Origin of the sequence: Streptomyces lateritius, from assembly GCF_014649715.1 — a bacterium.
Classification (GTDB): Bacteria; Actinomycetota; Actinomycetes; order Streptomycetales; family Streptomycetaceae; genus Streptomyces; species Streptomyces lateritius.
In genome coordinates, this window is sequence record NZ_BMTO01000011.1 from 489 (window position 1) to 18210 (window position 17722).

Below are 17722 nucleotides of genomic sequence, written 5' to 3' on the forward strand. Positions count from 1 at the left end.
CCCGGTACTCCGCGATCGACGAGCTCGGCTGCGGCAACGGGCACAGGAACCGCTCGTAGCGGGTGTCGTTGTCGATGAACCGCTTCAGCCAGCTGATGCTGTACTTCGCGATCGTCGTGTTCGATATGTTCGGCGTGAAGTGGTTGGCGTTGTTCAGCTCCAGGTACGCCCGATCCAGCGAGGACGGCAGGCTCTCGTAGAACGGTTCGGAGTGCGAGCGGACCGAGGCGACGGCGTCGCCGTCCGCTCCGACGATGAGGGTGGGCGTCTGGATCTCCGGCCAGTTCTTGTCCAGGTTCCACGCGGTGAGCGGAATGGCGGCCTTGAGCGAGGGCCGGTCCTTGGCCGCCTCCAGCGTGCCGCCGCCGCCCATCGAGTGGCCCATGACCCCGAGCCGCGTGCTGTCCACCCGGCTGCGGACGCTGCTGGTCTTCGTGAGGTAGTCGAGCGCGGCCAGCAACTGGTCACCGCGGGAGGCCGGCTGGTCCGAGGTGGTGTTGGTGTCGATGGTGAACACCACGAAGCCCTGGGAGGCGAGCCGCGGCCCCAGCCAGGCGATCGAGGACTGGCGCGCGGTGTACCCCGGGGAGATCGCCACGGCGCCGAACGTGCCGTCGTCGGTGCTGGTCGGGTAGTAGATCGTGCCACCGCCGAACCCGGACACGCTGAACTGGGAGACCCTGGTCTCGGAGACGGCGTACGGACCGCGCGTGGCCGTCACGCTGGCCTCGGTGGGGTCCGGACCACGCTCGTAGAGGTTCTCGGCGGCGTTCGCGCCGCCGGTGAGCGTGGTCGCCAGGCCGGCCAGCGCCGCCGCGGCCGCGAGGAGACCCAGGATCGGGCCGGGGGACCGACGGCGGTGCCGCGCCGGGCCGTTCTCCGGGGCGGGTGTGGACGACTGGGGAGTTGCCTGCATGAGCGGTTTCCTCTCTCCTCGTCCCCCGACGGCGGGTGCGCGGGCGGTCCCGGGAGCCGGGCGCCCAACGGCCGTTGACACATGTCGTCGGCCGTGAACCGTGTCGTCTGGGAGGTCGAGGAGGACGGTGGTACGTGGATCGGGCAGGCGTCCGGGCCGTATGGGGACGGCAGGAGCGTGGGGCACTCCTGATCGGACACCTGCGGCCGGTTCCCGAGGCCATCCCCGGGACGATCGGCCGGGCACAGCGTAAGAGCCGGGATACTCCTGCGCATCGGTGGAATCACCGGTCTCACAGCTCACACTCAGCAAGCTCACGGCCACGGCACTCTCGGCCGCCCTCCCTTACTTGTCTGAGAATCGGCTGCCTGGGCTGCGTACTTCTGCGCTGTTCAACCACCTGATTCTCGCCAGGATGTCTTCAAACCCTCTGTTACTCTCCGGAAACGTAAGACAGAAAGCGGCAATGAACATGTACGACCAGATAGCCGGCACGGGCGGCGACCGGGCCTCCCAGTTGTTCAAGGCTGCCGAGCGTGCTCGCCGCGGCGGGCAGACCCGCCGCGCTCTTGCCCTCCTCGTGGCCGCCCACAGCACGGCCGGTGACAACGCACCGCTGCGCGCCCGGGCCGAACTGCGGCGGGGCCTGCTCCTGTTGAGCGACGGCCCCGTGACCGATGCCCACCAGACCCTGCTGCTCGCGGCCGAGTCGTTGGGGTCGCACGACGTGGAGGGCGCGGAGCAGGCCCTTGCGGCGGCGGCGGAAGCAGCCTGGGCCGCCGGCGACCTCACGGCTTACCTCCAGACGCTGGAACGCCCCGCCGGACGCACCGCGGACGAGACGCCGCCCGACGGACGCCCCGAGGGCCCGGCCGCCGCGGCGGCACCGTGGGGCGCCTTCCGGGCGGGCATGCGCCACGTCGTGCTGGTCGACTTCGCCCGGGCGGCGCAGAAGCTGGAACCGCTGCTCGCCGCCGCGGCACGCACACAGCAGCCGGACGCCCTGCTGTACGCGGGCCGCGCGGCGCTGGTGCTGGGCGACATCGCCGCCGCGCGGCGCCTGCTCGGCCGGGCCCTGGCGGCCGCCGGCGCCCAGTGCGTGTCCGGGCCGACCGCCCGCATCCTGGAGTTCCTGGCCTACGCCGAACTGCGCGCCGGCTTCCACCATCAGGCCCGTGCCCACGCCGAGGAAGGTCTCCGTGCCGCCCGCCGGCTCGGTCAGCGCAACATCGGCGCGCAACACCACGCCCTGCTGGCACTGCTCTTCTCCCTGGTAGGCGCCGACTCCGCCACCGAAGACCACGCCAAGGCCGCCCTGTCGGTCGCCCGGCCGCATGGACTGCTCCAGGTGAGTACCATGGCGGAGTGGGCCCGCGCCCGTGCCGACCTGGGCCACGGCCGGGCCGAACAGGCCGCGATCCGTCTCGCGCCGCTGCTCCGACCGGGCCCCCGGCGAGGGCACTTCGGCCTGTGGATGCTCGCGGTGCCGTGCCTCGTAGAGGCGACGGTCCTGGCGGGACTGGACGAGGACGTCACCGACATGGTCGACCTGTACGCCAAGTGGGCGGCCCTGGGCGCCGATCCACAGGCCGCGGCCCAACTGGCCCGCCTCCGAGCCCTGACGGCACGGGAAGAGGACTGCGACACTCTGTACCAGCGGGCTCTGGCGGAGCACGAGGCCGCTGACGGCCAGTTCGAGCACGCCCGCACGCTCCTGTCCTACGGCATGTGGCTGCGCCGCCGGCGCAGGCCCCTGGAGGCCCGGCAGCAACTGCGGGCCGCCCTCGTCGGCTTCGAACGCTGCGGCGCCCTGCTGTGGGAGAAGCGAACACGGGCCGAGCTGAGGGCCGCGGGGGACAGCGCAGCCGACGACGACGTCAGCGCTCTTGGACGGCTGACTCCGCAACAACAGCGCGTGGCGGGCCTGGTGGCGTCGGGCGCCACGAACCGCGAAGTGGCCGCGCGACTGTCGCTCAGCCCTCGCACCGTGGACCACCACCTGCGCAACATCTTCAGCCAGCTGGGCGTCCGCTCACGGGTCGAGCTGGCACTGCTGATGAACGGCGACCGAACATAACGGAGCGGCGGCGGGGGCGAGAACGCCTGACCGGGGGCAGGGGCCAGGACGTCTGACCGGCGGCGACAACAACTCATGCAACATGATCGCCGCAGATGGGGCCGCGCGGTCGGTTGTTTCATGAGCGATCACCCATGAAACAACCTCAGTGTTCGCGTTGCCGTCTCTTCGAGTCAGCGGAGGTCCTCGCCACCGATTCGCGCCTGTGGCCTACCTGGCGGCTGGTGTGTGGCAGGCGAGGAGCCCTTGCGGGGCGCGACGATGGCCGCAGGCGCAGCCATCGAGGCGAGGTCGCCGCACAGAACGGCGAGGATCGGGTGGCTGGCGAAGGCGACGACGATGCCGGAGGCCAGGCCGCCGACAGCGCCCGCGATGGCGACGTCGACCAGTCCCTGGACCTTGGCGCGGGTGGCCAGGGGCGTGCTGTTGGCGACGATCGCGGTGCCGGTGACCAAGCCGAAGCTCCAGCCGACGCCGAGCAGGACGAGGGCGAGGGTGATCAGGGGGAAGGAGTAGCCCGGCGCGAGGGCGGCGACTACTCCCGCCGCGAGCAGCGTGCCGCCCGTCACCACGCTCATCGCCGTGGCACCGCATCGGTCTACGAGGCGGCCGACCAGGGGCGACGGCAGATACATGGAACCCGTATGCAAGGCGATGACCAGGCCGGACGCGGCGGTGCCGAAGCCATGGCTCGCCTCGGCTCGACTCCCCACGCGGTGGGCCGCTGGCGGGCGAGGTTCGTGGAGCACCGGATCGCCGGTCTGAGTGACATGCCGCGTCCGGGTGGCCCGCGGACGGTGACGGACGAGCAGGTGGCCGCACTGGTTTCCAGGACGCTGGAGTCCACCCCGAAAAACGCGACCCACTGGTCGACGCGCTCGATGGCGAAGGAACTGGGACTGTCGCAGTCGACCGTGTCGCGGAAGTCCACCTGGTGCTCGACAACTACGCCACCCACAAGACCCCGGCCATCAAGACCTGGCTGCTGGCTCACCCCCGGTTCCACCTGCACTCACACCGACCGGGTCGTCCTGGCTCAACCTGGTGGAACGGTGGTTCGCCGAACTGACGAACTAACAGATACGGCGAGGCGTCCACAAGACCGTCCAAGCCCTGGAGCAGGACATCCGCGACTGGATCGCCGCATCGAACACCGGCCCCAAGCCCTACATCTGGACCAAGACGGCGGACGAGATCCTCGAACGCCTCGCCTCATATCTGAGAAGAACTCCTGACTCAGAAGACTAGGGGGTGTACACGCCGAGCACGCTGTAGGCCCAGAGACCCACGATCCCGGCCACGCAGAGCAGCACCACCCAGGAACCGAGACTCGTGTGCCGTCGGCGCGCGGGCTTCGCGGGCTTGGCCGCCCTGGCCGGCTTCGACGGCTTCGACGCGCGGGCCGGGCGCGGCCCTCCGACCGGAGCCGACTCGGCGGCGGCGACGTCGGCGAGCAGGCGGCGGCAGACGGCGGCCAGTTCGTTCGTCCCGGCGGTGAGGTCCACCACCGCCTCCGAGCGGGCCGGAGCCGTGGTGCCGCCGTCGAGGAGCCTCCCGGCGCGAACGCGCGCCTGGTCCTTGCCCCCGGTGGGCGCCAGGCTGATCCAGCGCCCCACATGTTCCCCTCGGATGACCACACCACCGCCCCGCTCGCGGTAGACGGTGTGCTCCCGCCACAGAACACGGGCCAACTCCGATGCCCTCTCCCTGAGTTCCGCGTACATCCCGCTCCCCTGTCCCGCTTCCCCGGATTCGAACAAGCACGTGACTCTAGCGGCAGGCGCCCCCACCTCGCCGCCCGGGTCCGCCAGTTCCCCGAAGCCCCCGCCCCCACCGGCCAGCCGTGGTGACCCCCACAGCCGTGGGCCGACCTGGACTTCATGGTCCTCGGCGTACGAGGCGCCACCGACAGCGCCCGTACGCTTTTACAACGCTGGTGAGACAGCAATACTGTTGCACCATCGGGGAACGGCACGGCACCGGAAGCGAGGACCTCAGATGGCCGATGAGACCGAGGAGCGGCCCGGGCAGCCGGAGCGGGGGCCGACGTTCACCGTCGACGAGCTGGCCGCGCGGGCGGGTCTCACCGTGCGGACCGTGCGCTTCTACAGCACCAAGGGGCTGCTGCCGCCGCCCGTGATCGGTCCGCGCCGGGTCGGCCACTACGGGCCCGACCACCTCTCCCGGCTCGCGCTGATCGAGGAGCTCCAGCGCCAGGGCATGACGCTGGCCGCCATCGAACGGTATCTGCATCAGCTGCCGCCCGATCTCAGCGCCCGTGACCTCGCCGTCCACCGGGCCCTGGTCGCCTCCTGGGCGCCGGAGTCCGCCGAGGAGATCACCCGGCGCGAGCTGGAGCGCCGGGTCGGGCGGGCCCTCGCCGACGAGGACATCGACCGGCTCGCGGCCATGGGCGTCCTCGACAAGGGCACCGACCCGGACGCCTTCCGGCTCGACTCCACGCTGCTGCGTCTCGGCGTGGAGCTCCTCGACGTGCCCATCGCGCACGAGACGATCCTCGCCTCGCGCACGGTCCTCCTGGAGCACGCCCGCGCCGCCGCCCAGGAGCTGTCCCGGCTCTTCCGGGAGGAGGTGTGGAACCCGTACCGCGAGAGTGCCGAGGACCCGAACCACCTTGCCGCCATGAAGTCGCTCTCCGCACACATGCAGCCGATGGTGATCCAGGCTCTGGTGACCGCGTTCCAGCGTTCCCTGCGGGAGGAGCTGCGTGCCGCGTTCGGTACGGAGACGGCGAAGGCCCCAGGGGCCGACTAGCCGCGCGGCCCGCGGCCGGGTGCGGGAGTCAGACCGATCCCCACGGCGTCGCTCTCCCGGATGATGTGCATCGCGTCACGGTCCACGTCCCGGCCCACGGGGACGGCGTAGTACCGCACTCGCGTTCCAGGAGCAGGCGCAGGCGCAGCCCGGTGCAGCGGTGACGAGGACGCAGTCCCGCGTCGCACCCCGCCCGAACCCCCATGTGGCGGCCCCGCCGCACCGCTCGACCGGAGGGTCGAGGAGGGGCGCGACGGGGCCGTTCAGCGCGGGGAAGGCGTGGCCCTGGGAGGCGTCACGCGTCCGTGAAGACCTCACCCCGCTCCGCCTTCTCCACCAGGAGCGCCGGCGGCTGGAAGCGCTCCCCGTACTTCTCGGCCAGCTCACGCGCGCGGGCCACGAACCCGGGCAGCCCCCCTTCGTACCCGTTGATGTACTGAAGCACGCCGCCGGTCCAGGCGGGGAAGCCGATCCCCATGACGGAGCCGATGTTGGCGTCGGCGACCGAGGTGAGGACGTTCTCCTCCAGGCAACGGACGGAATCCAGCGCCTCGGAGAAGAGCATCCGCTCCTTCATGTCCTCGAAGGGGATCGTCACGTCGGAACGGGTGAAGTGCTCCCGCAGGCCCGGCCACAGACCGGCGCGCCTGCCGTCCTCGCCGTACGCGTAGAAGCCCGCGCCGCCGCTGCGTCCCGTACGCCCGAACTCGTCGACCATCCGGTCGATCACCGCGTCCGAGGGGTGGCCGGCCCAGGTGCCGCCGGCCTCCTCGATCGCCCGCCGGGTCTCGTCGCGGATCTTGCGGGGCAGGGTCAGGGTCAGCTCGTCCATCAGCGAGAGCACCTTGGCCGGGTAGCCGGCCTGGGCCGCCGCCTGCTCGACCGAGGCCGGGTCGGCACCCTCCCCCACCATCGCCACGCCCTCGTTGATGAACTGGCCGATCACCCGGGAGGTGAAGAAGCCGCGCGAGTCGTTGACGACGATCGGGGTCTTGTTGATCTGCCGTACGAGGTCGAAGGCGCGGGCCAGCGCCTCGTCCCCGGTCCGCTCGCCCTTGATGATCTCGACCAGCGGCATCTTGTCGACGGGCGAGAAGAAGTGCAGTCCGATGAAGTCGAGGGGGCGGGAGACGCCCTCGGCGAGGACCGTGATGGGCAGGGTCGAGGTGTTGGAGCAGAGCAGGGCGTCCGGCTCGACGATGTCCTGGATCTCCTGGAAGACCTTGTGCTTGAGCGCGGTGTCCTCGAAGACCGCCTCGATGACGGCGTCGCAGCCCGACAGGTCGGCCGGGTCGGCGGTCGGGGTGATCCGGGCCAGCAGCTCGTCGCGCTTGGCCTCGGTGGTGCGGCCCCGCGAGAGCGCCTTGGCGAGCAGCTTCTCGGAGTACCCCTTGCCGCGCTGGGCGGCGTCGGCCGAGACGTCCTTGAGGACGACCTCGATCCCGGCGCGCGCGCAGGAGTACGCGATGCCCGCGCCCATCATTCCGGCGCCGAGGACGGCGACCTTGCGGACGGGGCGCTGTGCGACGCCCTGGGGCCGGTTGGCGCCGGAGTTGACGGCCTGGAGGTCGAAGAAGAACGCCTGGATCATGTTCTTCGCGGTCTGGCCGGTGAGCAGCTCGGTGAAGTACCGCGCCTCGATGGACTGGGCGGTCTCGAAGTCGACCTGCGCGCCCTCGACGGCACAGGCCAGGATGTTGCGCGGCGCCGGGTAGGGCGCGCCGTTCAGCTGCTTCTTCAGATTGGCCGGGAAGGCCGGCAGGTTGGCGGCGAACCGCGGGTTGGACGGGGTGCCGCCGGGGATCTTGTACCCCTTGACGTCCCAGGGCTGGTGCGACTCGGGGTGGGTGTCGATGAAGGCGCGCGCCTTGGCCAGCATCTCCTCCGGGGTGGCCGCCACCTCGTGGACCAGACCGTTCTCCAGCGCCCGCAGCGGGGAGTACTGGGTGCCCTGGAGCAGCACCTTGAGCAGCGCGTCGGCGATGCCCATCAGCCGTACGGTACGGGTGACGCCGCCGCCCGCGGGGAGGAGGCCGAGCGTGACCTCGGGCAGGCCGATCTTGGAGCCGGGCGCGTCGAGGGCGATCCGGTGGTGGGAGGCGAGGGCGATCTCGTAACCACCGCCGAGGGCGGCGCCGTTGAGGGCGGCGACGACCGGCTTGCCGAGGGTCTCGATCCGGCGCAGGGACCGCTTGATGGCCATGCCGGTGTCGAAGGCCTGCTGAGCCTGTTCGGGCCCGACCTTCATCATGTCCTTGAGGTCGCCGCCCGCGAAGAAGGTCTTCTTGGCGGAGGTGTAGACGATGCCGCGGATGGAGTCCTTCTCCGCCTCGGCACGGTCGGCGATCGCGGCGATGGAGTCCTTGAACGCCTGGTTCATGGTGTTCGCGGACTGGTTGGGGTCGTCGAGGACGAGGGTGACGATCCCGCTCTCGTCCTGCTCCCAGCGGATGGTCGTGCTCTCGGTCATTGCTGCTTCTCCGTAAGAGGGGTGCGAACAGGACGGTCAGACGCGCTCGACGATCGTGGCGATGCCCATGCCGCCGCCCACGCAGAGCGTGGCGAGGCCGTAGCGCTTGTCCTGGCGCTCCAGCTCGTCGATCAGGGTGCCGAGGATCATCGCGCCGGTCGCGCCGAGCGGGTGGCCGAGCGCGATCGCGCCGCCGTTGACGTTGACCTTGTCCAGGCTGATGCCCATGTCCTTGACGAAGCGGAGCACGACGCCCGCGAACGCCTCGTTGATCTCGACGAGGTCGATGTCGTCCATCGTCAGGCCGGCCTTGGCGAGCGCCTTGCGGGTCGCGGGCGCCGGGCCCGTGAGCATGATGGTCGGCTCGGAGCCGGAGACGGCGGCGGCCACGATCCGGGCCCGGGGCGCGAGTCCGTACCGCTCGCCGACCTCCTTGGAGCCGATGGCGACGAGCGAGGCGCCGTCGACGATGCCGGAGGAGTTGCCCGCGTGGTGGACGTGGTCGATCTTCTCCACCCAGTGGTACTTCTGCAGCGCGACGGCGTCGAAGCCACCCAGATCGCCGATGTCGGCGAAGGAGGGCTTGAGCGCGGCGAGCGACTCGGCGGTGGTGCCGGGACGCATGTGCTCGTCGTGGTCGAGGACGAGCAGGCCGCTGCGCAGGTCCCGGACGGGGACGACGGAGCGGTCGAAGCGGCCGTCCTTCCAGGCGGCGGCCGCGCGCTCCTGGGAGAGCGCCGCGTACTCGTCGACGTCGCGGCGCGAGAAGCCCTCGATGGTGGCGATGAGGTCGGCGCCGATGCCCTGGGGGACGAAGCCGGTCTCGTGGTTGGTCATCGGGTCGGCGAACCAGGCACCGCCGTCGGAGGCCATCGGGACCCGCGACATGGACTCGACGCCGCCGGCCAGGACGAGGTCCTCCCAGCCCGAGCGGACCTTCATGGCGGCCATGTTGACGGCTTCGAGGCCTGAGGCGCAGAAGCGGTTCTCCTGGACCCCGGCGACGGTGTCGGGCAACCCGGCGGCGATGGCGGCGATCCGGGCGATGTCGGAGCCCTGGTCGCCGACCGGGCCCACGACACCGAGGACGATGTCGTCGATCGCGGCGGGGTCGAGTCCGGGGAAGCGGGCCCGGATCTCGTGGATGAGGCCGACGACGAGGTCGATGGGCTTGGTTCCGTGCAGGGAGCCGTTGGCCTTGCCGCGGCCGCGCGGGGTGCGGATCGCGTCGTACACGTACGCTTCGGTGCTCACGAGAAGCCTTTCACGAGGCCGAGGGTGGTCGGCGGAGGGGTGGACAGCGGGGGTCAGCCGAGCAGGGAGCGGCCGATGATCTCCTTCATGATCTCGGTCGTCCCGCCGTAGATGGTCTGGATGCGGCCGTCGGTGAAGGCCCGGGCGACCGGGAATTCGGCCATGTAGCCGTATCCCCCGTGGAGTTGCAGGCAGCGGTCGGCGACCCTCTTCTGCAGTTCGGTGGCCCACCACTTGGCCATCGAGGCGTGGACGGCGTCGAGCTCGCCGTTCGCGTGGTCGACGATGCAGCGGTCGAGGAACGTACGGGTGACGGCGCACTCGGTCGCCATCTCCGCGATCTCGAAGCGGATGTGCTGGAGCCTGGCCAGCGGGCGCCCGAACGCCTCGCGCTCCTTGACGTACCTCGTGGTGATCTCCAGGAGGTGCTCGGCGCCGGCGATGCCGGCCACGGCGATGGCCATCCGCTCCTGGGCGAGGTTCGTCATGAGGTGGACGAAGGCACCGTTGAGCTCGCCGAGCAGGTTCTCCTTGGGGACGCGGACGTCGTGGAAGAAGAGTTCGGCGGTGTCCTGGGACTTCTGGCCGATCTTTTCGAGGTTCCGGCCGCGCTCGAAGCCCTCCATGCCGCGTTCGACGACGAGGAGGGAGAGTCCGTGGGCACCGCCCTCGGGCGTGGTCCGGGCGACGACGATGACCAGGTCGGCGAGGATGCCGTTGGAGATGAAGGTCTTGGAGCCGTTGAGCACCCAGTGGTCGCCCCGGTCCTCGGCCGCGGTCCTGATCCCCTGGAGGTCGGAGCCGGCTCCCGGCTCGGTCATCGCGATGGCGGTGATGAGGTCGCCGGAGCAGAAGCCCGGCAGCCAGCGGCGCTTCTGCTCCTCGGTGGCGAGGGAGGTGAGGTACGGGCCGATGATGTCGTTGTGCAGGCCGAGGGCGATCCCGGGCGCGCCGGCCCTGGTGAACTCCTCGGCCAGGACGGCGCTGTAGCGGAAGTCGGTGTTGCCGCCGCCTCCGTACTCCTCGTCGACGGCGAGGCCGAGGAGCCCCTGGCGTCCGGCGGCGCGCCACGCCTCGCGGGAGACGATGCCGTCCTTCTCCCACTGCTCGTAGTGGGGCAGGACCTCCTTGGCGAGGAAGGTGCGGACGGTCTCACGGAAGGCGTCGTGGTCGTCGGTGTAGAGCAGGCGCTTCATGCTTCGGGCTCCTGGGAGGCGTCTTTGCCGGTCAGTGACGGTACGGCCCAGTCGCGAGCGACCTCGTCGGTGTCGGCGCCGGGCAGGGCGGGGCCGCTGCGGACGGCGCCGGGGGTGGCGGAGAAGCGGGGTGCGGGGGCGGGCTGGGTGAGGCCGCCGTGTTCGACGAAGGTGGAGCGGGCGGCGAGATGCGGGTGGGCGGGGGCCTCGCGCAGCGAGAGGACCGGCGCCACGCAGGCGTCGGTCCCGGCGAAGACCTCGGTCCATTCCGCTCTGGTACGGGTGCGGAAGCGGTCGGCGACGGTCGCGCGCAGGTCGTCCCAGCACCGGAGGTCCTTGCGGGCCGGGGCGATGTCCTCGACGCCGAGCAGGGTGACGAACTCGTCGTAGAACTGCTGCTCCAGTGCTCCGACGGCCATGTGTCCGCCGTCGGAGGTCTCGTAGGTGCCGTAGAAGGGGCAGCCGCCGTCGAGCAGGTTGACGCCCCGGCGGTCCTGCCAGCCGCCGGCCGCCAGCATCCCGTGGATCATGGTGGCGAGGTGGGCGGCACCGTCGACGATCGCCGCGTCCACGACCTGTCCCTCGCCGTGCGTGCGCGCGTGCTGGAGGGCGGCGAGGACGCCGACGACCAGGTAGAGCGAGCCGCCGGCGTAGTCGCCGACGAGGTTGGCGGGGACGGTGGGCGGGCCGTCCGGGTCGGGGCCGATCATGCCGAGGGTGCCGGTGACGGCGATGTACGCGATGTCGTGTCCGGCGCTGGTGGCGAGCGGCCCGTCCTGTCCCCAGCCGGTCATCCGGCCGTAGACGAGCTTCGGGTTGCGGGCGAGGCAGACGTCGGGGCCGACGCCGAGGCGCTCGGCGACTCCGGGCCGGTAGCCCTCGATCAGGATGTCGGCCCGTTCGACCAGGTCGAGGACGGTTCCGGGCCCGTCCTGCGCCTTGAGGTCGACGAGGACGGAGCGTTTGTTGCGGTTGGTGAGGTCGTACGCGGGGTCGATGCCGAGCCCCGAGCCGCCGGGCCGGTCGACCCGGACGACGTCGGCGCCGAGATCGGCCAGGAGCATGGCGGCGAAGGGGCCGGGCCCGATCCCCGCCAGCTCGACCACGCGTACCCCGGAGAGCGGGCCGTTCCGGGCGTTGCGCGTCCCTGCCATCAAGCCCCCAGCGCTGTGTGACACCAATGATGTAACACCGGAGATGCTAGGAACGTGTTCCACTCCGCACAAGCCCCCTGGCCGAGCAAGCGCTTGGAAATTGTGTCTCCGGGGAGTTCCGCTAGGCTCCGCCGACGACAAGCGCCCGGAGAGCGGCGCAGGGGAAGGCGAGGGGCCGGATGGAGACAGGGGCGGTCGCGGGGCGGGACGCCGGAGGGAGACCGTACGACGTCGTCCTCTTCGGGGCGACGGGGTTCGCGGGCGAGCTCACCGCGGAGTATCTGGCCGAGCACGCTCCCGACGGGTGCCGCTGGGCGCTCGCCGGGCGCAGCCGCGTCAAGTTGGAGGCTCTTCGCGAGCGGCTCGCCGCCCGGTGGCCCCGGTGCGCGGAGCTGCCGCTGCTGGTCGCGGACTCCGCCGACGCGGACGCGCTGCGCGAACTGGCCGAGTCCGCACGGGTGGTGGCGACCACGGTCGGCCCGTACGTCTGGTACGGCGAGGGTCTGGTGGCCGCGTGCGCGGAGGCCGGTACCGATTATGTGGACCTCACCGGCGAGGCGGAGTTCGTCGACCTGATGTACGTACGGCACGACGCGCGGGCCCGGGAGACCGGGGCGCGGATCGTGCACGCCTGCGGCTTCGACTCGGTACCGCACGACCTGGGCGTGTACTTCACCGTCCAACAGCTTCCGAAGGACGTGCCGCTGCGCATCGACGGCTTCGTGCGCGCCGGCGCGATCTTCTCCGGCGGGACCTTCGCCTCCGCGCTCACGGCGATGGGGCGTGGCCGTCAGATGCTGCGTGCGGCCCACGAACGACGCCTGCACGAGCCCCGGTTGGTGGGCCGACGGGCACGGGCACCTCTGGGCGGGCCGCGGTTCAGCCGCGAGACGGGTACGTGGGCGTTGCCGCTGCCGACCCTGGATCCGCAGGTGGTCGCGCGCTCGGCGGCGGCGCTGAGCCGGTACGGACCCGACTTCCGCTACCGGCACTACGCCTCGGTCAAGACACTCCCGATGGCGCTCGGCGGCGCCGCGGCGGTCGGCACGGGTGTGGCAGTCGCCCAAGTGCCTGCCGTACGCAGGTGGCTGATGGACCGTTACGAGTCGGGCCAGGGTCCGGACGCCGAGCGACGGGCCCGTAGCTGGTTCTCGGTGCGGTTCGTAGGCGAGGGCGGCGGGCGACGGGTCTTCACCGAGGTCTCGGGCGGCGACCCGGGCTACGACGAGACGGCGAAGATGCTCGCCGAATCGGCGCTCTGCCTCGCCCTCGACCCGCTTCCCAAGACCTCCGGTCAGATGACGACGGCGGTGGCGATGGGCGACGCCCTGCTCGACCGGCTCCGGGCGGCGGGCATCCGCTTCCGGGTGGCCGACGCGCGCTAGGTGTTCGACGCGGAGCGTTGTCGACGCGGCGGCCGCCACCACGCCCGGCTCGCGGCGTGGGCCGCTTGCTCGGGCACGGGGGCGGCCTACCCCGTCACGTCACTCAAGATCATCGGGGTGCAGAATGACCCGTATGTCGATGATGAAGACCCCGACGACGGCGACGGTCGACGACGCCGCCGCGATCAGCCGCACCTTGTCCCGCGCCTTCGACGACGACCCGATGATGCGCTGGCTCTTCCCTGACGACGCCTCGCGTGAGGCGCGGCTCGGCCGCTACTTCTCCACGCTCTTCACCCGTCAGTACGTCCACCACGCCGTGTGCGAGCGCACCGGGGCCGCGGCCGCCTTCTGGGTGCCGCCGGAGGCGCGGGCCAAGGCCGTTCCCGACGCGGAGACCATCCAGGAGCTCGAGGAGATCCTCGGCGAGCGGGCCCCCCTGCTGCGGGACGCCGTCATGACGGCCGCCGAGCACGCACCCGGGGAACCGCACTGGTACCTGGCGGTGGTCGGCGCCGACCCGGCCGGCCAGGGCCAGGGTCACGGAGCCGCCCTGCTCCGCTCGGGCCTCGCCAAGGCCGACGCGGCGGGTCTGCCCGCCTACCTGGAGTCCTCCAAGCCGTCCAACCTGCCCTTCTACGAGCACTTCGGCTTCACCGTGCGGGGCGAGGTGCGGCTGCCGGGGGACGGGCCGGTGCTGTGGGCCATGCGGCGCGCACCGGGCCGTCCGGCCGGAATCTCGTAGTCTTCCGGTCCTGACCGAGCCGGTCTCAGTAGGTGAAGGCCAGGCCGTGCGTAGCGGCGATGTGCCCGGCGGCGTGACCCCCGTGGATCAGCACCGGGTTGCCCCACGCGTGCCTTACCTTCAGGGACACCCGGATCTGGGAGCAGCCTCCGAGGTCGGCGGTGGTGAGGTGGAGCGTGTTGACCGCCGCCTGGTGGTGCTTGGCGTCCGAGATGCGCCAGGTGGCGGCCGTGCTCGCCTTCGGGGCGCCGCACAGGGTGCCGTCCGGGTTCTGCGGCTGGGCCTCGATCCAGGTCTGGACGTGGGTGCCTGTGTACGCGCTCGTGCCGCCCGAGCACTTCGGGTAGGGCGAGCCGGCCTTGCAGGTGCTCAGGTTGGCGTCCTGCACGACGGCGATCCGGTCGGCGCCGGTCGGCGTGACCGTGTACCCCAGCGTCGTCGCGGTGCTGCCGGATCCCACCGTCCGCTCGCTCTCCGGCAGGAGCGTCCAGCGTGCCGCGTACGGGTACGCGGCCCTGGCGAGCTCCGCGCCGGCGCCGACCCGCATGGTCACCTGACGGCCGTCCGCGACGATGGTGGAGTAGCTGGTCACCGACAGACGGCAGGTGTACGTGCCCTGCTCGGGCGCGACGAACACCCATCGCACGGTCGGAGACTGCGAGGTCTCGCCCGGCAGGTAGTTGGCCGCCCAGTAAGCTCCGGCCTCCACACCGGTCGGAAGCGGGGCGGTCTCCGGCGTGCCGCCGGCGTACGCGCAGCGGATGGAGAGTGTGGTGCCGAGCCATTCTTTCGCCCCGAGCTCCGTCACGTTCGAGAGCACCAGGTTGCGGGACCACAGGTACGAACGCTCACCGGCCGCCGCCGTGAACGTCACCTCCGAACCGGGGATGTCGTGGTACGGGCCGGCCTTGGGCGTCACCGGGTAGTCGAACGGGTCCGTCAGCACCGCCTGCGCGGGCGTGGCGGTGGCCGTCAGGCCGGCGAGAGCGAGAACGGACGCGGCGAACATGCCGCCGAGGCGGGCGGCGAGTCGGCTTCTGAGACGCATTGCGGAACATCCCCTGTACTGGTTCTTGATCACTGACGACGAAGGACCAGGGGACTGTAGCCTCGCGTGCCTCCCGTACCCGCGAGGGGGGCCGCCTGGACCGCCGCCCGGCCGGCGGCCGTGGTCCCGGCTCCCGCTACGCCGTCGGGTGCTGGTGCCGTACGAGGCAGAAGGGATGGCCGGCCGGGTCCGCGTAGATGCGCCAGCCCCGGTCGCCGTCCCCGTCGTCCAACTGCCACGCCCCGAGGGCGAGGACCGCGTGGTGGGCGGCCTCCAGGTCCGTCACCCGCACATCGAGGTGGAACTGCTGCTCGGGCGCGCCCCAGACCGGCGGGCGGTGGTCGGCAACGCCCTGGAAGGCGAGGACGGGGGCTCCGGCGCCGTCGTGCAGGGTGGCCCAGCTGTCGCCGAGCGCCCACTGCGGGTCGGGGCGGTTGATCTCGCCGCCGAGCAACCGCTGGTAGAAGGAGGCCAGTTCCATGACGTCCGTACAGTCGAGCACGACGCACTGCAGGCTGCCGATCATGCCGTCACCCAGACGGCGAGGACGTAGACCATGGCGCAGACCCAGGCCAGCGCGACGAGACCGGCGACGGCGAGGATCGCGATCATGCCGCGCTCGACGGGGCGCAGCGAGGTGGAGAGGGAAGCGGGGGCTGTCATGCCCCCCACTGTGCCGCCCAAGATCGAAGCCCGGTATCCGTACTCGTACTCAGGTCGCGCACGATGCGGTGCCATGCGCGCTCACCTCCGGGCAGGGGCCAGGCCCAGCTGGGGCGGTTTCCGGTACGCAGCTCTTCGAGGCGGCGGGCGAGGACGCCGCCGGCGATCTCGGCCCCGTCGGGGACGGCGGGGCCGTGGCGGGCCATGAGGGCGGAAGACCGTGTGAGTTCGGCCTCGTAGCGGGCCGCCGCCTCGGCCTCCCCGCGCTCGCGCTCGTCGTGGGGCACCGTGCGCCGCAGGACGAGGACGGGTGGTTCCACGTCCTCGGCGAGGGCGGCGGTGAGCCGGGCGTGGCCGTCGAGCACGACGGAGCAGTCGAGGCCGCTCACCCACCACAGCAGGAGCGGGGGCAGGACGCCGGCGCGGGCCTGCTTGCGGTACGCCTTGACCCGGGCGTCGTCGGGCTCGGGCAGGGGTCGCAGCGGCAGCAGCTCCCAGGAGCCGTCGTGGACGAACCAGTCGACGTACCCGTCCGGGTGCCCGTCGACGACGAGTTCACTCCAGAAGGCGGCCGGATTTCGTCCGTGCCGGTTCCACTGCGGCCCCGTGGCGGAGGTCAGCACCCAGCGGCCGTCGTGGAGCGGCCCGTCAGGGTCGGCTGTCAGCAGGTCCGCGAAGCGATGGGCCCACCGCTCGGGCCGGTCCGCGTACGCCTCGGCGTCGGCCGCTCGCAGCGGCGGGAGCAGAGGGAGGGGCGAGGCCGTGCGGTAGAAGTCGACGCCGAGGTCGCCCCGCTCCACCACCGCGAGCAGCAGCGGATCGCCGCCCTGCCTCAGGACCACCCGGCGCTCCGCCGTCCACAGGCACAGGCCCGGCCGGGGACGGTCCCGGACGTCGAGGATCAGCTCGGTCACGGCCCACCGCCGAGCGCCGCCTTCAGTGCGCGGCGGCAGAGGGAGTCCGCGTGACGGGTCGTCTCGGGGATGCGGTAGCGCGGGGCGAGGAGGAGGGTGTGGGCGCAGGCGTGGGCCAGGGAGACCCGGTGTCCGACGGAGACGAAGACGGGTTTCACGCCGGACTGCGTACGCAGCGCGCGGCCGACCTCCTCCCCGCCGTCGGCCAGCAACGGGCTGAAGTCCCCGCGGTCAGGGCCCGGTTGGTCGTACGTGAAGGTGAAGGGGTTCTTGGCGACCCCGATCGACGGCAGACCGGTCAGCACACCGAGGTGGCTCGCCAGGCCGAAGCGGCGTGGGTGGGCGAGTCCGTAGCCGTCGCAGACGAGCAGACCGGGGTCGACGGTGAGCGAGTCGAGCGCGGCGAGCACGGTGGGGATCTCCCGGAAGGCGAGCAGCCCCGGCACGTAGGGGAACGAGACGCGGCCGACCGCCGTGGTCTCCTCCACGACGTCGAGCGTCCGCGCGTCGAGCACGACGGCCGCCGCCGCCACGAGGTCGCGCTCGTCGTCGTAGGCCACGTCGAGCCCCGTGACATGCCCCGTGCCGGGCTCCGGGCCCGGTTCGTCGAGCACGAGCCGTCCGCGCAGCTCCCGCTGGAGCGCGCGGGCGGCGGCCTCGTCGGCGGGCCAGCCCGCGGGAATGTCGATGATCGTCATGATGACGGCCACCCTACGGCGCCCTCGCGTCCGAGGGACGAACAGCCTTCCGCGCCCTGCGAACGCCCGGGTAGCCTGGCGATCATGTTCGTACTGGAATTGACCTACACCGCGCCGGTCGAGCGGGTCGACGCCTTGCTCGACGCGCACATCGAGTGGCTCGACGCGCAGTACGCCGCCGGCGTCTTCATCGCCTCCGGCCGCAAGAACCCGCGCGACGGCGGGGTCATCCTCGCCGCCGGGGTCGACCGCGAGCGGATCGAGAAGATCGTCGCGGCCGACCCCTTCACCGTCGAGGGCGTGTGCGCGTACCGGGTCACGGAGTTCTACGCGACCAAGACCGCCGACGAACTCGCTCCGTACCGGGAGCAGTTGCCCTTCTAGGTCGTGTCCGGAAAGGAGCTCCGTCTGCCGGCGGGCCAGGCGG

General features: G+C 71.6%; 17 protein-coding genes and 2 pseudogenes. 7 read left to right on the forward strand and 12 right to left on the reverse strand.

All coding sequences use genetic code 11. The annotated features are described in order from the left end of the window. Positions 1-916: bis(hydroxyethyl) terephthalate hydrolase (gene bdeA, locus IE136_RS22455; RefSeq protein ID WP_229819033.1), on the reverse strand; the 916-nt coding region annotated here is incomplete at its 3' end. A 466-nt stretch (positions 917-1382) separates the two neighbouring features. On the opposite strand from bdeA, the gene IE136_RS22460 reads away from it, so the two are divergent. Further along, on the forward strand, positions 1383-2993 hold the full coding sequence (locus tag IE136_RS22460) for a helix-turn-helix domain-containing protein (RefSeq protein ID WP_229819036.1): 1611 nt from the start codon (positions 1383-1385) through the stop codon (positions 2991-2993). A gap of 173 nt (positions 2994-3166) precedes the next feature. Here the strand turns inward: IE136_RS22460 and IE136_RS22465 are convergent, their stop codons facing one another. Beyond that, positions 3167-3628 carry an MFS transporter gene (locus tag IE136_RS22465; protein ID WP_373309110.1) on the reverse strand — a complete coding sequence of 154 codons (462 nt, stop codon included), beginning with the start codon at positions 3626-3628 and terminating at the stop codon, positions 3167-3169. A gap of 135 nt (positions 3629-3763) precedes the next feature. Between IE136_RS22465 and IE136_RS36770 the strand changes: the two are divergent. Together IE136_RS36770 and IE136_RS36775 are read left to right on the forward strand one after the other, a co-directional pair. Beyond that, positions 3764-3856 (forward strand): annotated as a pseudogene (locus tag IE136_RS36770) (hypothetical protein); the annotation flags it as partial. Between the two features lie 59 nt (positions 3857-3915). Then, positions 3916-4056, forward strand: a pseudogene (locus tag IE136_RS36775) (transposase); the annotation flags it as partial. 181 nt (positions 4057-4237) lie between these two features. Here the strand turns inward: IE136_RS36775 and IE136_RS22475 are convergent. Further along, positions 4238-4717: a hypothetical protein gene (locus IE136_RS22475; protein ID WP_158992209.1), complete on the reverse strand. Its 480-nt coding sequence runs from the start codon at positions 4715-4717 to the stop codon at positions 4238-4240. A gap of 274 nt (positions 4718-4991) precedes the next feature. Here IE136_RS22475 and IE136_RS22480 point away from each other — a divergent pair, with 274 nt between their 5' ends. After that, a complete protein-coding gene (locus IE136_RS22480; protein ID WP_189601231.1) occupies positions 4992-5768 on the forward strand; it encodes a MerR family transcriptional regulator in 777 nt (258 codons plus the stop codon). A 295-nt stretch (positions 5769-6063) separates the two neighbouring features. On the opposite strand, the gene IE136_RS22485 is transcribed toward IE136_RS22480, so the two are convergent. From IE136_RS22485 to IE136_RS22500, 4 genes are read right to left on the reverse strand one after another with little or no spacing between them, the layout of a single operon-like run. Further along, a complete protein-coding gene (locus tag IE136_RS22485) occupies positions 6064-8238 on the reverse strand; it encodes a 3-hydroxyacyl-CoA dehydrogenase NAD-binding domain-containing protein (RefSeq protein ID WP_189601232.1) in 2175 nt (724 codons plus the stop codon). 36 nt (positions 8239-8274) lie between these two features. After that, positions 8275-9492 (reverse strand): acetyl-CoA C-acetyltransferase, encoded by a 1218-nt coding sequence (locus IE136_RS22490; RefSeq protein WP_158992203.1) that lies wholly within the window; start codon positions 9490-9492, stop codon positions 8275-8277. Between the two features lie 53 nt (positions 9493-9545). Next, positions 9546-10688: an acyl-CoA dehydrogenase family protein gene (locus IE136_RS22495; protein ID WP_189601233.1), complete on the reverse strand. Its 1143-nt coding sequence runs from the start codon at positions 10686-10688 to the stop codon at positions 9546-9548. After that, entirely contained in the window at positions 10685-11842 is a 1158-nt protein-coding gene (locus tag IE136_RS22500) for a CaiB/BaiF CoA transferase family protein (protein ID WP_158992199.1), read from the reverse strand. Before IE136_RS22500 ends, IE136_RS22495 begins: the two co-directional genes overlap by 4 nt. 179 nt (positions 11843-12021) lie before the next feature. Here IE136_RS22500 and IE136_RS22505 point away from each other — a divergent pair, with 179 nt between their 5' ends. Together IE136_RS22505 and IE136_RS22510 are read left to right on the forward strand one after the other, a co-directional pair. After that, complete coding sequence (locus IE136_RS22505) at positions 12022-13227, forward strand: saccharopine dehydrogenase family protein (protein WP_158992197.1); 1206 nt, start codon at positions 12022-12024, stop codon at positions 13225-13227. 124 nt (positions 13228-13351) lie between these two features. Further along, a complete protein-coding gene (locus IE136_RS22510; RefSeq protein ID WP_158992195.1) occupies positions 13352-13972 on the forward strand; it encodes a GNAT family N-acetyltransferase in 621 nt (206 codons plus the stop codon). A 25-nt stretch (positions 13973-13997) separates the two neighbouring features. On the opposite strand, the gene IE136_RS22515 is transcribed toward IE136_RS22510, so the two are convergent. The 5 genes from IE136_RS22515 to IE136_RS22535 form a co-directional block, all read right to left on the reverse strand. Then, on the reverse strand, positions 13998-15020 hold the full coding sequence (locus IE136_RS22515) for a hypothetical protein (protein ID WP_229819040.1): 1023 nt from the start codon (positions 15018-15020) through the stop codon (positions 13998-14000). A 136-nt stretch (positions 15021-15156) separates the two neighbouring features. Next, the gene (locus tag IE136_RS22520; protein ID WP_158992191.1) at positions 15157-15546 is read right to left on the reverse strand and encodes a VOC family protein; all 390 of its coding nucleotides are present in this window, start codon (positions 15544-15546) and stop codon (positions 15157-15159) included. After that, entirely contained in the window at positions 15543-15683 is a 141-nt protein-coding gene (gene mmpA, locus IE136_RS22525) for a morphogenic membrane protein MmpA (protein WP_189601234.1), read from the reverse strand. Before mmpA ends, IE136_RS22520 begins: the two co-directional genes overlap by 4 nt. Beyond that, positions 15680-16597 carry a hypothetical protein gene (locus IE136_RS22530; RefSeq protein WP_189601235.1) on the reverse strand — a complete coding sequence of 306 codons (918 nt, stop codon included), beginning with the start codon at positions 16595-16597 and terminating at the stop codon, positions 15680-15682. Before IE136_RS22530 ends, mmpA begins: the two co-directional genes overlap by 4 nt. Further along, positions 16594-17295, reverse strand: coding sequence for an endonuclease V (locus IE136_RS22535; RefSeq protein ID WP_158992187.1), 702 nt, complete (start codon positions 17293-17295; stop codon positions 16594-16596). The genes IE136_RS22530 and IE136_RS22535 overlap by 4 nt, the downstream gene beginning before the upstream one ends. A gap of 84 nt (positions 17296-17379) precedes the next feature. Here IE136_RS22535 and IE136_RS22540 point away from each other — a divergent pair, with 84 nt between their 5' ends. Continuing rightward, positions 17380-17679, forward strand: a complete 300-nt coding sequence (locus IE136_RS22540) for a YciI family protein (protein ID WP_158992185.1) — start codon at positions 17380-17382, stop codon at positions 17677-17679. The last annotated feature ends 43 nt before the right edge of the window (positions 17680-17722 follow it).

What these genes read in the sequence shown, in the direction of transcription:
- IE136_RS22495 (WP_189601233.1), bottom strand. Translation starts at nt 10,688, where the DNA reads ATGAAGCGCCTGCTCTACACCGACGACCACGACGCCTTCCGTGAGACC.
- IE136_RS22510 (WP_158992195.1), top strand. Translation starts at nt 13,352, where the DNA reads ATGACCCGTATGTCGATGATGAAGACCCCGACGACGGCGACGGTCGAC.
- IE136_RS22475 (WP_158992209.1), bottom strand. Translation starts at nt 4,717, where the DNA reads ATGTACGCGGAACTCAGGGAGAGGGCATCGGAGTTGGCCCGTGTTCTG.
- IE136_RS22480 (WP_189601231.1), top strand. Translation starts at nt 4,992, where the DNA reads ATGGCCGATGAGACCGAGGAGCGGCCCGGGCAGCCGGAGCGGGGGCCG.
- IE136_RS22465 (WP_373309110.1), bottom strand. Translation starts at nt 3,628, where the DNA reads ATGTATCTGCCGTCGCCCCTGGTCGGCCGCCTCGTAGACCGATGCGGT.
- IE136_RS22520 (WP_158992191.1), bottom strand. Translation starts at nt 15,546, where the DNA reads ATGATCGGCAGCCTGCAGTGCGTCGTGCTCGACTGTACGGACGTCATG.
- IE136_RS22505 (WP_158992197.1), top strand. Translation starts at nt 12,022, where the DNA reads ATGGAGACAGGGGCGGTCGCGGGGCGGGACGCCGGAGGGAGACCGTAC.
- IE136_RS22540 (WP_158992185.1), top strand. Translation starts at nt 17,380, where the DNA reads ATGTTCGTACTGGAATTGACCTACACCGCGCCGGTCGAGCGGGTCGAC.
- IE136_RS22460 (WP_229819036.1), top strand. Translation starts at nt 1,383, where the DNA reads ATGAACATGTACGACCAGATAGCCGGCACGGGCGGCGACCGGGCCTCC.
- mmpA (WP_189601234.1), bottom strand. Translation starts at nt 15,683, where the DNA reads ATGACAGCCCCCGCTTCCCTCTCCACCTCGCTGCGCCCCGTCGAGCGC.
- IE136_RS22485 (WP_189601232.1), bottom strand. Translation starts at nt 8,238, where the DNA reads ATGACCGAGAGCACGACCATCCGCTGGGAGCAGGACGAGAGCGGGATC.
- IE136_RS22500 (WP_158992199.1), bottom strand. Translation starts at nt 11,842, where the DNA reads ATGGCAGGGACGCGCAACGCCCGGAACGGCCCGCTCTCCGGGGTACGC.
- IE136_RS22535 (WP_158992187.1), bottom strand. Translation starts at nt 17,295, where the DNA reads ATGACGATCATCGACATTCCCGCGGGCTGGCCCGCCGACGAGGCCGCC.
- IE136_RS22515 (WP_229819040.1), bottom strand. Translation starts at nt 15,020, where the DNA reads ATGCGTCTCAGAAGCCGACTCGCCGCCCGCCTCGGCGGCATGTTCGCC.